The sequence below is a fragment of the Sphingomonas sp. PP-CE-1A-559 genome, from assembly GCF_004340965.1.
Taxonomy (GTDB): domain Bacteria; phylum Pseudomonadota; class Alphaproteobacteria; order Sphingomonadales; family Sphingomonadaceae; genus Sphingomonas.
In genome coordinates, this window is sequence record NZ_SLYA01000002.1 from 477,830 (window position 1) to 492,027 (window position 14,198).

General features: G+C 64.0%; 15 protein-coding genes. All 15 read left to right on the forward strand.

What is annotated here, in order from left to right; all coding sequences use genetic code 11:
• The first annotated feature begins 12 nt into the window (after window positions 1-12).
• Window positions 13-933, forward strand: a complete 921-nt coding sequence (locus tag C8J42_RS07685) for a class I fructose-bisphosphate aldolase (RefSeq protein ID WP_121885202.1) — start codon at window positions 13-15, stop codon at window positions 931-933.
• A gap of 155 nt (window positions 934-1,088) precedes the next feature.
• Window positions 1,089-1,778, forward strand: a complete 690-nt coding sequence (thiE, locus tag C8J42_RS07690) for a thiamine phosphate synthase (RefSeq protein ID WP_133019526.1) — start codon at window positions 1,089-1,091, stop codon at window positions 1,776-1,778.
• Window positions 1,779-1,843: 65 nt separating this feature from the next.
• Window positions 1,844-2,857: a L,D-transpeptidase family protein gene (locus C8J42_RS07695; protein ID WP_243644181.1), complete on the forward strand. Its 1,014-nt coding sequence runs from the start codon at window positions 1,844-1,846 to the stop codon at window positions 2,855-2,857.
• 4 nt (window positions 2,858-2,861) lie between these two features.
• The gene (locus tag C8J42_RS07700; RefSeq protein WP_120300075.1) at window positions 2,862-3,467 is read left to right on the forward strand and encodes a M23 family metallopeptidase; all 606 of its coding nucleotides are present in this window, start codon (window positions 2,862-2,864) and stop codon (window positions 3,465-3,467) included.
• Window positions 3,468-3,553: 86 nt separating this feature from the next.
• Complete coding sequence (gene efp, locus C8J42_RS07705) at window positions 3,554-4,117, forward strand: elongation factor P (RefSeq protein ID WP_133019527.1); 564 nt, start codon at window positions 3,554-3,556, stop codon at window positions 4,115-4,117.
• Between the two features lie 163 nt (window positions 4,118-4,280).
• Complete coding sequence (locus tag C8J42_RS07710; RefSeq protein WP_056048515.1) at window positions 4,281-5,093, forward strand: inositol monophosphatase family protein; 813 nt, start codon at window positions 4,281-4,283, stop codon at window positions 5,091-5,093.
• A gap of 582 nt (window positions 5,094-5,675) precedes the next feature.
• A complete protein-coding gene (locus C8J42_RS07715; protein ID WP_120300076.1) occupies window positions 5,676-6,050 on the forward strand; it encodes an NADH-quinone oxidoreductase subunit A in 375 nt (124 codons plus the stop codon).
• The gene (locus C8J42_RS07720) at window positions 6,041-6,589 is read left to right on the forward strand and encodes an NADH-quinone oxidoreductase subunit B (protein ID WP_056058310.1); all 549 of its coding nucleotides are present in this window, start codon (window positions 6,041-6,043) and stop codon (window positions 6,587-6,589) included. Before C8J42_RS07715 ends, C8J42_RS07720 begins: the two co-directional genes overlap by 10 nt.
• The gene (locus C8J42_RS07725) at window positions 6,586-7,446 is read left to right on the forward strand and encodes an NADH-quinone oxidoreductase subunit C (protein WP_120300077.1); all 861 of its coding nucleotides are present in this window, start codon (window positions 6,586-6,588) and stop codon (window positions 7,444-7,446) included. The genes C8J42_RS07720 and C8J42_RS07725 overlap by 4 nt, the downstream gene beginning before the upstream one ends.
• Window positions 7,443-8,678 carry an NADH-quinone oxidoreductase subunit D gene (locus C8J42_RS07730; protein WP_107962012.1) on the forward strand — a complete coding sequence of 412 codons (1,236 nt, stop codon included), beginning with the start codon at window positions 7,443-7,445 and terminating at the stop codon, window positions 8,676-8,678. The genes C8J42_RS07725 and C8J42_RS07730 overlap by 4 nt, the downstream gene beginning before the upstream one ends.
• Complete coding sequence (locus C8J42_RS07735; protein WP_056048529.1) at window positions 8,678-9,346, forward strand: NAD(P)H-dependent oxidoreductase subunit E; 669 nt, start codon at window positions 8,678-8,680, stop codon at window positions 9,344-9,346. Before C8J42_RS07730 ends, C8J42_RS07735 begins: the two co-directional genes overlap by 1 nt.
• Window positions 9,346-10,647 (forward strand): NADH-quinone oxidoreductase subunit NuoF, encoded by a 1,302-nt coding sequence (gene nuoF / locus C8J42_RS07740; protein WP_056050371.1) that lies wholly within the window; start codon window positions 9,346-9,348, stop codon window positions 10,645-10,647. Before C8J42_RS07735 ends, nuoF begins: the two co-directional genes overlap by 1 nt.
• A complete protein-coding gene (gene nuoG, locus C8J42_RS07745) occupies window positions 10,647-12,641 on the forward strand; it encodes an NADH-quinone oxidoreductase subunit NuoG (protein WP_133019528.1) in 1,995 nt (664 codons plus the stop codon). Before nuoF ends, nuoG begins: the two co-directional genes overlap by 1 nt.
• Window positions 12,638-13,684 carry an NADH-quinone oxidoreductase subunit NuoH gene (nuoH, locus tag C8J42_RS07750; RefSeq protein WP_056058320.1) on the forward strand — a complete coding sequence of 349 codons (1,047 nt, stop codon included), beginning with the start codon at window positions 12,638-12,640 and terminating at the stop codon, window positions 13,682-13,684. The genes nuoG and nuoH overlap by 4 nt, the downstream gene beginning before the upstream one ends.
• Complete coding sequence (gene nuoI / locus C8J42_RS07755; RefSeq protein ID WP_055877898.1) at window positions 13,681-14,166, forward strand: NADH-quinone oxidoreductase subunit NuoI; 486 nt, start codon at window positions 13,681-13,683, stop codon at window positions 14,164-14,166. The genes nuoH and nuoI overlap by 4 nt, the downstream gene beginning before the upstream one ends.
• The last annotated feature ends 32 nt before the right edge of the window (window positions 14,167-14,198 follow it).

The following is a 14,198-nucleotide window of genomic DNA, read 5'->3' on the forward strand; positions in this document are numbered from 1 at the left end:
CAGGATTTCAGCATGACCTCGACGATCACTCCGCAAGTCAAAACCATTCTCGACAAGTATGAGGCCACCAGTTCGGCGGTGAAGGCGAACCTCGCGCGCATCCTGATGCAGGGCAAGCTTGGAGGTACCGGCAAGCTTGTGATTCTGCCGGTCGACCAGGGGTTCGAGCATGGCCCGGCACGCAGCTTCTCGGTCAACCCGGCGGCGTACGACCCGCATTACCATTATCAGCTCGCGATTGACGCTGGCCTCAGCGCCTATGCCGCGCCGCTCGGGATGCTCGAAGCGGGGGCGGATACGTTTGCCGGGCAGATCCCGACGATCCTGAAGTGCAACAGCTCGAACAGCTGGGCGACGACGATCGACCAGGCGGTGACGGCGACCGTGTCGGATGCGGTGCGGCTCGGGTCGGCGGCAATCGGCTTCACGATCTATCCCGGCGCGGACCAGTTCTTCGATCTCGTCGAGGAAATCCGTGAGTTGAGCGAAGAGGCCAAGTCGGTCGGCATCGCGACGGTGATCTGGTCGTACCCGCGCGGCGGCGAGCTGACCAAGGACGGCGAGCTCGCTTTGGACGTCGGTGCCTATGCCGCGCACATCGCGGCGCTGCTCGGCGCACACATCATCAAGACCAAGCTGCCGACCGCGCACATCGAGCAGAAGGAAGCCAAGCCGCTCTACGCGAACACTGACTGGTCGAAGCAGTCCGATCGCGTGAAGCACGTCGTCCAATCGAGCTTTGCCGGACGTCGCATCAACGTCTTCTCGGGCGGCGCGTCGAAGGGCGAGGACGCGATCTTCCAGGATGCGCGCGACATTCGCGACGGCGGCGGCAACGGCTCGATCATCGGCCGCAACACCTTCCAGCGCCCGCGTGACGAAGCGCTGGCGATGCTCGACCGGATCATCCGGATCTACAAGAACGAGGAGTAACGGACGGCATCCGTCATCCCGGCGCACGCTGGGATCGAGAGCTTCAGGCGGATCCGTTTGTGGCTCTGGATCCTGGGTCGAGCTCAGGATGACGGGAATGTCTATCTGCTCAGACGCGTGGTGACGTGGCGGGCACGAGCGGCTAGGGGGCGGGGATGACCGAATTCGAAGATCCGCTGGGCCCGCTCGATCCCAATTTCGCCGAGAATTTCCGCCGCGACATGCGCCGGCCAGCTTGCCAGTTGTATCTGGTGTCGCCGCTGGACGTTGGTGGCGACTTTCCGGAGCGCCTTGCGCGGGCGCTGGATGCAGGCCCGGTCGCGGCGTTCCAGTTCCGGGTGAAGGATATCGACCAGCACGCCGCCGCGGCGCTCGGCGAGCCGTTGCGGAAGATCTGCGCCGAGCGTGACGTCGCGTTCATCGTTAACGACGATATCGGGCTGGCGAAGCGGCTCGATGCGGACGGCGTGCATCTCGGCCAGGACGATGGCGATCCGCGTGAGGCGCGCGCGCAGCTCGGGCCCAATGCGCAGATCGGCGTGACGTGTCACGGCAGCCGGCATCTGGCGATGGAAGCGGGCGAAGCGGGGGCCGATTACGTCGCGTTCGGCGCATTCCATCCGACCACGACCAAGACGGTCGAGCATATGGCTGAGTCGGTGATCCTGTCCTGGTGGTCGACGCTGTTCGAGATGCCATGCGTCGCGATCGGCGGCATCACCCCGGAGAATGCCGCGCCGCTGATTGCTGCGGGTGCCGACTTCATTGCCGTGTCGAGCGCCGTTTGGGGTGGCGACGAGGTTGCTGCGATCAAGGCGTTCGGCGAGGTTCTCGCGAAGCGCTGAGCCGTTGGAAACAACCGTCGTCCCGACCGTTTGATGCAGCAGCGTAACGGTTTGGGATGATGGGCATGACGGCATTTGCGATGAAGGCTTCGGTTCTTGCGGCATGCCTGCTGGGTGCCGCGTCGCCCGCCTTAGCGCAGGCAGCGCCAGCCAAGCCCGTACCGATCGATCGCAACATCCTGCACGTGCAGGTGATCCTCGACCACCTCGGCTTCGGGCCGGGCGTGCTCGACGGGCGCGGCGGGCAGTCGCTGGTCGCCGCGCTGAAGGGGTTCCAGGAGGCGAAGGGGCTGCCGATTACCGGCAAGCCTGACGCGCGGACGTTGCAGGCGCTGTATCCGTACCGCGCCGCGCGGCCGACCGTGACGGTCGCGCTGACGCCGGAGATGCTGGCGGGTCCGTTCGTCAATCCGTTCCCGAAGGATCCCGCCAAGCAGGCCGAACTCCCGGCGCTTGGGTACAAGAACGTCATGGAGAAGCTCGGCGAGATGTTTCACACGACGCCGGCGGTGATCGTGGCGCTGAACTCGCCGACGACGAAGCTGGCGCCGGGCACCAAAATCGTGTTCCCGAACGCGTTGCCATCGTCACGAGCCTATGATCCGAAGCTGAAGCCGGACTGGATCGCGACGCTCACCATGCTGAACGTCGATGCGAAGCAGCCGCAGGCGGATCATGTCGTCGTCGACAAGTCGGATGGCGTGCTCCGCGTGCTCGACGCGAACGACAAGCTGATCGCGCAGTTCTCCGCGACGATGGGGTCGAGCCATGATCCGCTGCCGCTCGGCACATGGACGATCAAGGGCTCGGACTACAATCCGAAGTTCCACTTCAATCCCGCACTGTTCTGGGATGCGAAGAAGGGGCAGCAGAAGGAAATGCTCCCTCCGGGCCCGAACGGTCCGGTCGGGGTCATCTGGATGGATCTGTCGAAGGAGCATTACGGCATCCACGGCACGCCGAACCCCGAGACGATCGGACGTGCTGAGAGCCATGGCTGCATCCGCCTGACCAACTGGGATGCGGCGCGACTGTCGATGATGATCAAGCCGGGGACCAAGGCCGTGTTCCAGGCCTGAGACGATGACGCGGACGTTCTGGATCATTCTCGGGCTGATCGTGGTGGCGATCGGCGGATTTGCGTCGATGGTGTCGTTCGGGAGCAGCGGTAGCGGCATCGAGCGGCGGGTGCCTTGGCGTAAGTCGGTGCCTCCCGCCGAGGTCGCTGCCGTTACCGTGACGCCGGGGGCGCTGGCCGTTCCGGTGGCTGGCGTGTCGCGGAAAGCGATTGCCGACAGCTGGAACGATGCGCGGGGCGGCGGTCTGCGCAGTCATCACGGGACGGACATCATGGCACCGGGTGGCACGCGCGTCGTCGCGGCTGCACCGGGGCGGATCGAGAAGCTGTTCCAGAGCGGACTTGGCGGGATCACGCTGTACGTCCGCTCGCCCGACCGGCGCTGGACCTATTATTATGCGCACCTCGCGGGGTATGCGGCTGGCATCCGCGAGGGCATGGCGGTCAAGGCAGGTGATACGCTCGGCTATGTCGGCGACACCGGCGATGCGGGGGCAGGCAATTACCACCTCCATTTCGGGCTGACCAGGATGCAGCCGGGTGAGCGCTGGTGGCAGGGCGAGAACGTGAACCCCTACCCGCTGCTTGCCGGAACGGGGTCGTCCCGCTAAAGCCCGCCGCTTCGGGTTTCCGCAGAGTCATGCCCCAGGGCCAAGCTTCGCGGACGGCCCCTAGCTCTTTCCAGCAGGAATCGGTCATGAAGATCAACGCGGTCGAGATTCGTCCCGGCAACATTCTTGAATATGAGGGCGGCATCTGGCGCGCCGTCAAGATTCAGCACACCCAGCCTGGCAAGGGCGGTGCCTATATGCAGGTCGAGATGAAGAATCTCATCGACGGCCGCAAGAATAACACTCGCTTCCGCTCCGCCGAGAGCGTCGAGAAGGTGCGGCTCGAGACCGTCGACTTTCAGTTCCTGTTCCGCGAGGGCGACATGCTCACCTTCATGGACAAGGTCAATTACGAGCAGATCTCGCTCGACGCCGACATCCTGGGCGACGCCGCGGCGTTCCTGCAGGACGGTATGGACGTGGTGATGGAGCTCTGGGAAGAGCGGCCGATCTCGGTCCAGCTTCCCGACACGATCGAGGTGCTGATCGTCGAGGCGGATGCCGTCGTGAAGGGGCAGACTGCTTCGTCGAGCTACAAGCCTGCGGTGCTGGAGAACGGCGTGCGCGTGATGGTGCCGCCGCATATTGGTGCCGGCACGCGGATCGTGGTCGATGTCTACGAGCAGACCTACGTGCGTCGCGCGGACTGAAAACTGCTCCCCCTCCCGCAAGCGGGAGGGGGCCGGGGGGTGGGCACCCGCCCTCCATGGTACGCAACGACCTTGGCGCGAACAATTTCGATGCCGCGCGACGCTGATAGCGCGAGCCCACCCCCGGCCCCTCCCGCTTGCGGGGGGGGGGAGATAGAATACCATGCCCAGCCATTCAGGCATCATGACCGTCATCGAGCGCGCCGCCCGCAAGGCCGCGCCGCGCCTGCGCCGTGACTTCAACGAGGTCCAGCAGCTCCAGGTGAGCCGCAAGGGTCCAGCCGACTTCGTCAGCCAGGCCGACCAGCGCGCCGAGCAGACGATCTTCGAAGAACTCAGCCACGCCCGTCCCGATTGGGGCATGCTCATGGAGGAGCGCGGCGAGGTCGAGGGCGATCCGAACAAGCCGCGCTTTATCGTCGATCCCCTGGATGGGACGTCGAACTTCCTCCATGGCATCCCGCATTTCTGCATCTCGATCGCGGTCGAGGAGCCGATGCCGAACGGCAAGCGTGAGGTCACGACTGCGCTCGTGTATCAGCCGCTGACCGACGAGAGCTTCTGGGCCGAGAAGGGCCGGGGCGCTTGGCTCACCGACCAGCGCCTGCGCGTGTCGTCGCGCCGCGATCTGTCCGAATCGCTGATTGCGACGGGGATCCCGTTCCTGGGGCATGGCGACTTCGCGCAGTGGAGCCGGATTTTCGGCGCGGTTGCGCCTGAGGTTGCTGGGATCCGTCGTCTTGGTGCTGCTGCTTTAGATCTGGCTTGGCTTGCGGCCGGGCGTTTCGACGGGTTCTGGGAATCGAACCTGAAGCCTTGGGACGTCGCAGCGGGCATGCTGCTGGTAAAGGAAGCCGGTGGTTTCGTTACCGACTTCCGTGGCGGCGATCGCGCGATGGAGCGTAATGAGTTCCTTGCTGCGAACGATGCGCTTCACTCGCGGTTGCATAAGCTGGTGGCCGGCGCGCTGCGCTAAGGCGAATGCACGATCCTCCCCCGCAAGGGGGAGGTGGCTGGCGTTTGCCAGTCGGAGGGGGAGGTAAGGGCAACCTCTGTTCCGCGTCCTCCCCCTCCGCCACCTTCGGTGCCACCTCCGCCTGGCGGGGGAGGATCGTGAGGTCGGACGGCGTCAGCGCGCAGTCCGTCATGCCGGCTTGTTCCGGCATCCACTCGCGCAAAACATCTTTCGTCGTCTGTTTGCGGTGCCGGGGGACCTCGGAACTACTCGGTGTATCCCTAGAGTCCAAGTCAGCTTGTCTCCCCGCGAAGGCGGGGATCCAGACTGGGCTCCCGCCTTCGCGGGAGAACAAGGAGGAGGGGGTCGCTCTTCGAACGCGGCGTCGTCTTTGCTTCTTAGGGAGGCGCCGAACGCGTTCGAGGTGACGGATCGGTATCGGCGACGTCATGGAGCGCCAACGCTCGTGCGCGCCAAGTAACGCATGTTTCCCGCCACCCCCATCCCTCCACTTGCGAGTGATTCTCACACCCTCCACGCCTTGCCCATCACCCCCCATCGGCCTAAAGCGGCCCCGTTCCGTTCGCACTTGCGAGAAGCAATTTGGTCGACCTGTCGCACTACCTTCCGATCCTCCTGTTCCTCGGGATCGCCATCGCATTGTCGAGCACGTTCGTGTTCCTGCCGATAGCCGTCTCGCGCCTCACGGGGTCACACAAGCCTACGCCTGAGAAGCTCAGCGAATACGAGTGCGGCTTTCCCGCATTCGAGGATCCGCGGAGCCAGTTCGACGTGCGCTTCTACCTGATCGCCATCCTCTTCATCATCTTCGATCTCGAGGCCGCGTTCCTGTATCCCTGGGCCGTCTCGGTCTTCACGCTCGGCTGGACCGCGTGGATTTCGATGATGATCTTTATCGGCGAATTGGCCCTTGGCCTCGTCTACGCATGGAAGAAGGGAGCACTCGATTGGGAGTAGAGCTTCAGCCCGCACCCGGTTCGCCCAGTTCGCTGGTGCCACCCGACCAGGGCTTTTTCGACGGATTGAACGGTGAACTGACGGACAAGGGTTTCCTCGTCACGTCGACCGAGGAGCTGTTCCAGTGGGCCCGCACCGGCTCGCTGTGGTGGATGACGTTCGGGCTCGCATGCTGCGCGGTCGAGATGATCCACGTCAACATGCCGCGCTACGATCTCGAGCGCTTCGGCGCCGCACCGCGCGCGTCCCCGCGCCAGTCGGACGTGATGATTGTCGCCGGTACGCTGTGCAACAAGATGGCCCCGGCACTCCGCAAGGTCTACGACCAGATGTCCGAGCCGAAGTACGTGATCTCGATGGGATCGTGCGCGAACGGCGGCGGCTATTATCACTACAGCTACAGCGTCGTGCGTGGCTGCGATCGGATCGTGCCCGTGGACATCTACGTCCCCGGGTGCCCGCCGACGGCTGAGGCATTGCTGTACGGCATCATGCAGCTGCAGCGGAAGATCCGGCGGTCCGGGAGCATCGAGCGTTGAGGGCTCCCGCACCAGCGTACACGTCGAATGACGGCGTGATCGACAGCGCCCGCGCGGCGCTTGGCGGCATGCTGCTCGACGCGGTCGACCATGTCGGCGAAGTCGCGCTGCACGTTCGTCGCGAAGACCTGTACGACGCGATGATCGCGCTACGCGATACGCCGGGGCTTGCCTACCAGCAGCTCATGGAGATCGCCGGCGTCGACTATCCGGATCGCGCAGAGCGGTTCGAGGTCGTCTATTGCATGCTGTCGCTGACGCGGAATCACCGTCTGCGCGTGCATGTCGCGACCGACGAGGAAAAGCCGGTGCCGTCGGTGACGGATATCTGGCCGGTCGCCGGTTGGCTCGAGCGCGAAGTGTACGACATGTACGGCGTGTTGTTCAGCGGCAATCCGGACCTGCGCCGCATCCTGACCGATTACGGCTTCCGCGGTCATCCGCAGCGCAAGGACTTCCCGCTGACCGGGTATGTCGAGCTGCGCTATTCGGAAGAGTCGAAGCGCGTCGTGTACGAGCCCGTTCAGCTTGCGCAGGACTTCCGCACGTTCGATTTCATGAGCCCATGGGAGGGCGCGAATTACGTGCTCCCCGGCGACGAGAAGGGCGCATTGCCCGAGGCCAAGGGTGCGCCGACGCCGCTCAAGGCCGACACGATCGTTAAGGCGGACGCGGCGCAGTCGCCCACCCAGGCGCCTGCCGCGCCGAGCGAGCCTTATGGTAAGAAGGACGTCAAGCATTCCGGTCAAAGTGGTGCTGGCGAGCCTGATCCGGGCAACCAGAAGCAGGACAAGCCCGTGGAGTCGGATGTGATCCCGAGCAAGGGTGTCAACGGAACCGGGGGACAGAACCAGTGAGCCTCTATGTCGAAGAGCTTCTGGGTGAAGCCGACGCAGCCGATCCCACGACCGGCGACGTCACGATCCAGAACTACACGATCAACTTCGGTCCGCAGCATCCGGCCGCGCACGGTGTGCTCCGTCTGGTCATGGAGCTCGACGGCGAGATCGTCGAGCGTGTCGACCCGCATGTCGGCCTGCTTCATCGCGGCACCGAGAAGCTGATCGAATACAAGACCTACACGCAGGCGCTGCCGTATTTCGATCGTCTCGATTACTGCTCGCCTTTGTGCATGGAGCATAGCTGGGTGCTGGCGGTCGAGAAGCTGCTCGATCTCGAAGTGCCCGAGCGTGCGCAGTATCTGCGGGTATTCTTCGCTGAGCTGACGCGCATCTCGAACCATATGCTCAATCTGGGCTCTCACGTCATGGACGTCGGCGCGATGACGCCGAACCTGTGGCTGTTCGAGATCCGCGAAGACTGCATGAACTTCTTCGAGCGTGTCTCGGGCGCGCGCATGCACTCGAACTATTTCCGTCCCGGTGGCGTGCATCAGGATGCGCCGCTGAAGCTGCTCGCCGACATCGGCGACTGGCTCGACACGCGCCTGCCGCGGCTGTTCGAGGATGCGATCTCGCTCGTCGCGGACAACCGCATCTTCAAGCAGCGCAATGTCGACATCGCCGTGGTCAGCCGCGACGACGCGATCAAATGGGGCTTTTCGGGTCCGATGATTCGCGGATCGGGTATCGCCTGGGATCTGCGCAAGTCGCAGCCTTATGACGTGTACGCCAAGATGGACTTCGAGGTGCCGGTCGGCACGCGTGGCGATTGCTATGACCGGTTCATGGTGCGCGTCGAGGAAGTGCGTCAGTCTGCGCGGATCATGAAGCAGTGCCTGCGCGACATGCCGGAGGGGCCGATCGCGTCGCTCGACCGCAAGGTCGTGCCGCCCAAGCGTGGCGAGATGAAGCAGTCGATGGAAGCGCTGATCCATCACTTCAAGCTCTATACCGAGGGCTTCCACGTGCCCGCCGGCGACGTCTATGTCGCGACCGAGAGCCCCAAGGGCGAGTTCGGCGTGTATCTGGTCGCCGATGGCTCGAACAAGCCGTACCGCTGCAAGATCCGCCCGACCGCGTTCTCGCATCTGCAAGCCATGGACTTCATGGCGAAGGGCCACATGCTGGCGGATACGACCGCGATCCTCGGCGCGATGGATATCGTTTTTGGTGAATGTGACCGCTGATGGCTGAAGCTCCGAAAATTCCCGACGAGGCCGAGACCCGCGCCCGCTGGGGTTCGTTCGCGTGGACGGACGAGAACCAGGTGAAGGCGAACGAGATCCTCGGGCGCTATCCCAAGGGTCGCGAGCAGTCGGCGTCGATCCCGCTGCTTGATCTGGCGCAGCGCCAGGTCGGTGCGGAAACGCAGACGCAGGGCTGGTTGCCGGTGCCGGTAATCGAGTTCGTCGCGCGTCAGATCAGCGTGCCGTACATGCGCGTGTACGAGGTCGTGACCTTCTACACGATGTTCAATCTCGCGCCGGTCGGTCGCTTCCACGTCCAGGTCTGCGGCACGACGCCGTGCATGCTGCGTGGGTCGGACGACGTTCTGGCCGCCTGCAAGAACCGCGGGCTGGTCAAGGGCGGCACGACTCCGGACGGCATGTTCACGCTGACCGAGGTCGAGTGCCTGGGCACGTGCGCGAATGCGCCGATGGTGCAGATCAACGACGATAACTTCGAAGATCTCGATTACGACAAGACGACCGAGATCCTCGAGGCGCTGGCCAATGGCGGGCACCCGACGCCGGGGCCGCAATTCGGTCGTCGCGCAAGCTGCCCCGAGGGCGGCCCGACCTCGCTGAAGGCGATGGTCGACGCGAACCACGATTACCGGGGGGAGTGGGCCTGATGCTCGCCGACAAGGACCGCATCTTCACCAACGTCTACGGTTTCCAGCCGTGGAACATCGACGCGGCGATCATGCGCGGCGATTGGGACAACACCAAGGACCTGATGGCGCTCGGCCAGGACGCGATCATCGACGTGATGAAGGCGTCTGGTCTGCGTGGCCGTGGCGGTGCGGGCTTCCCGACCGGCACCAAATGGTCGTTCATGCCGAAGGAGCCGAAGCCCGACCGGCCGAACTTCCTCGTCATCAACGCCGATGAATCCGAGCCGGGCAGCTGCAAGGATCGCGAGATCATTCGCCACGATCCGCACAAGCTGATCGAGGGCGCACTGATCGCCGGGTTCGCGATGCGCGCGCGCGCCGCGTACATCTACATCCGCGGCGAATATATCCGCGAGGCCGAGACGCTGTTCGCAGCCGTTGCCGAGGCATACGATCGCGGCTTCATCGGCAAGAATGCATGTGGGTCGGGCTACGACTTCGACGTGTTCGTGCATCGTGGCGCGGGCGCGTACATCTGCGGCGAAGAGACCGCGATGTTGGAGAGCCTCGAGGGCAAGAAGGGCCAGCCGCGGCTGAAGCCACCTTTCCCGGCGGGGGCCGGTCTTTATGGCTGCCCGACGACGGTCAACAACGTCGAGTCGATCGCGGTCGCGCCGACGATCCTTCGACGTGGCGCGGCATGGTTCTCCAGCTTTGGCGCGGAGAACAACCGCGGGACGAAGCTGTTCCAGATCAGCGGCCATGTGAACAAGCCCTGCGTGGTCGAGGAGGAGATGAGCATCTCGTTCCGCGACCTGATCGAGACGCATTGCGGCGGGATCCGTGGCGGCTGGGACAATTTGCTCGCGGTGATCCCCGGTGGCTCTTCGGTGCCGCTTGTGCCCGCCGCGCAGATCATGGACTGCGCGATGGACTTCGACGGCCTGAAGGCTGTCGGCTCGGGCCTCGGCACCGCGGCGATCATCGTCATGGACAAGTCGACCGACATCGTCCGCGCGATCAGCCGCATCTCGTACTTCTACAAGCATGAGAGCTGCGGTCAGTGCACGCCGTGCCGCGAAGGCACCGGCTGGATGTGGCGCGTGATGGAGCGGATGCGCACCGGCGACGCCGAACTGTCCGAGATCGACATGCTCCAGCAGGTCACCAAGCAGGTCGAGGGTCACTCGATCTGCGCGCTCGGCGACGCCGCTGCTTGGCCGATCCAGGGCCTGATCAAGCATTTCCGCCCCGAGATGGAGCGCCGTATCCGTGAGCGCGGTGGCGACACCGCGCCGATGATGGAAGCCGCAGAGTAATGCCCTTAGTCAAAGTCGATGGCGTAGAGATCGAGGTGCCGCAGGGCGCCACCGTGCTGCAGGCGTGCGAGCTTGCCGGCAAGGAGATTCCGCGTTTCTGTTATCATGAGCGGCTGAGCATCGCCGGTAATTGCCGGATGTGCCTCGTTGAGGTGAAGCCTGGTCCGCCCAAGCCGCAGGCGTCGTGCGCGCTGCCGGCGGCGGACAAGCAGGAGATCTTCACCAACTCGCCGATGGTCAAGAATGCCCGCGAGGGCATCATGGAATTCCTGCTGATCAACCATCCGCTCGATTGCCCGATCTGCGATCAGGGCGGCGAGTGCGATCTTCAGGACCAGTCGGTCGCGTATGGTCGCGGTCATTCGCGCTACGACGAGAACAAGCGCGCGGTCACCGAGAAGTATATGGGCCCGATCGTCAAGACGGTCATGACCCGCTGCATCCAGTGCACGCGCTGCATCCGGTTTGCCGAGGAAGTGTCCGGCGTCGAGGAGATCGGTGCGATCTTCCGCGGCGAGGACATGCAGATCACCTCGTATCTCGAGAATGCGGTCAAGAGCGAACTGTCGGGCAACGTCGTCGATCTGTGCCCGGTCGGTGCGCTGACGTCGAAGCCGTATGCGTTCGAGGCGCGTCCTTGGGAATTGCGCAAGACGCTGACGATCGACGTGATGGACGCGGTCGGCACCAACATCCGGCTCGACAGCCGTGGTCGCCAGGTGTTGCGCTGCGTGCCGCGGATCAACGAGGACGTGAACGAGGAGTGGGCGACCGACAAGACGCGCCATGCGATCGACGGCCTTGTCCGTCGTCGTCTCGACAAGCCTTATGTGCGGGTGAACGGCAAGCTGGTTCCCGCGACGTGGGACGAAGCGTTTGCAGCGATCAAGGCGGTGAACGCCGGGTCCAGCGTTGCGGCTGTCGCTGGCGATCTGGTCGATTGCGAGACGATGTACGCCGCCAAGGCGCTGCTCGCGAAGATGGGGTCGAGCCTGCTCGAAGGCCGTCAGACCGGCATGGACTATGACGCGACCAGCATCGCCGCGGTCAATTTCAACACGACGATCGCGGGCACCGAGCGTGCCGACGCGATCCTGCTGGTGGGCACCAACCTGCGCTGGGAAGCGCCGCTGGTGAACACGCGGGTGCGCAAGGCCATCAAGAAGGGCGCGAAGGTCTTTGCGATCGGGCCGGAGACTGACCTGACGTACAAAGTGGAGTGGCTCGGCGACGATCTGGCGCTGCTCGGCGCTCTGCCTGAGGCGGTGATCGAGGCGTTCGGCACGGCCGAGCGTCCGATGGTGATCGTTGGTGGCGGCGCGATGAAGGGTGGCCATGCGGATGCGCTGAAGCTCGTCGATACGCTGGGTCTCGTGAAGGCGGACTGGAACGGCTTCAACGTCGTCCACATGGCGGCCTCACGGATGGGCGGGCTGATGCTCGGTTATGCGCAGAAGGGCGGCATCGCCGATGTGATGGGGGCGAAGCTCGGCTTCTTCCTCGGCGCTGACGAGGTCGATTATTCGAAGTTCGCAGGCTTCAAGGTGTTCGTGGGCCATCACGGCGACAAGGGTGCGGCCGCTGCCGACGTCATTCTGCCGGGCGTTACCTATGCCGAGAAGTCGGGCACGTGGGTCAATCTCGAAGGCCGCGTCCAGCGCGGCGAGCGTGCGGTGTTCGCACCGGGCGATGCGCGTGACGACTGGTCGATCTTCCGTGCGCTGTCCGACACGCTTGGCCACACGCTTCCGTTTGATAGCTTCGAGGGTCTCCGCGAGGAAATGTACACGGACGTGCCTGCGTTGCGTCACCAGGCGCTCGCGACGTTCGAGTGGAACCCGCCTTCGCTCAACGGTGCAGGTGAGGGTGTCCTCGCTGGCTATCCGATCAAGGACTTCTACCTGACCAACGCGATCTGCCGTGCGTCGCCGACGATGCAGCGCTGCTCGGCCGAACTTCTCCACGGGGAAGACTACGCGGAGGCAGCCGAATGATCTCCTGGTTCGAATCCTCGCTCGGTTATGACTGGGCGTTCTTCCTCGCGACGATCATCGACATCCTCGTGATCGCACTGCCGCTGATGCTGGCGGTGGCGATGATCATCTATGCCGACCGCAAGATCTGGGCGGCAATGGCACTGCGCCGCGGTCCTAACGTCGTCGGTCCGTTCGGTCTGCTGCAGAGCTTTGCTGACGGCCTCAAGGTGTTCCTGCAGGAGACGATCGTCCCCGCAGCCGCGAACCGCACGCTGTTCTTGCTGGCACCGATCATCACTTTCACGGTCGCGCTGATCGTCTGGGCGGTGGTGCCGTTCGGCGTCGGCGTCGTGCTCGCGGACATCAACGTCGGGCTGCTCTACGTGCTCGCGGCGTCGTCGCTCGGGGTGTACGGGATCATCCTGTCGGGTTGGGCGTCGAACTCGAAATACCCGTTCTACTCGGCGCTTCGTGCGGCCGCGCAGATGGTGTCGTACGAAGTCGCGATCGGCTTCATCCTGATTTCGGTCGTACTGTGGACCGGCAGCTTCAACCTGTCGGCGATCGTGATGGCGCAGAAGTCGCACGTCTGGTTCTTTAACGGGTACATCCTCAACCCGCTGATGTTCCCGATGGCGGTGATGTTCTTCATCTCGTCGCTGGCCGAGACGCAGCGTGCGCCGTTCGATCTGACCGAGGCGGAGAGCGAGCTTGTCGCCGGGTACCAGACCGAATATTCGTCGATGTCGTTCGCGCTGTTCTGGCTCGGCGAGTACGCCAACGTGCTGCTGATGTGCGCGCTCAACGCGACGCTGTTCTGGGGCGGCTGGCTGCCCCCGGTCGACTGGGCGCCGCTATACTACGTGCCGGGGATCATCTGGCTGTTCGCCAAGATCCTGTTCTTCTTCTTCCTGTTCAGCTGGGTGAAGGCGACCGTGCCGCGCTATCGCTACGATCAGCTGATGCGGCTCGGCTGGAAGGTCTTCCTCCCCGTCTCGCTGTTCTGGGTTTTCCTCGTGTCGGGCTATCTCATGCTGACGCGCGTTGGAGTGGGTTCATGAGCGTCGCTCAGATCATCAAGTCGTTTACCCTTTGGGAATTCGTGAAGGCGCACGCGTTGACGCTTCGCTATTTCTTCAAGGAAAAGGCGACGATCAACTATCCGTACGAGCGCAATCCCGTGTCGCCGCGCTTCCGGGGCGAGCATGCGCTGCGCCGCTATCCGAATGGCGAAGAGCGCTGCATCGCGTGCAAGCTGTGCGAGGCCGTATGCCCCGCACAGGCGATCACGATCGAAGCCGAGCCGCGTGACGACGGGTCGCGCCGCACCACGCGCTACGATATCGACATGACCAAGTGCATTTACTGCGGTCTGTGCGCCGAGGCGTGCCCGGTCGATGCCATCGTCGAGGGACCGAACTACGAGTTTGCCACCGAGACGCGCGAAGAGTTGATCTACGACAAGTCGAAGCTGCTCGACAATGGCGACCGTTGGGAAAGCGCGATCGCGGCGAACCTTGCCGCCGATGCGCCGTACCGTTAATGGCGCGCTCATTCTTCTCGTGGGCGTCTAAG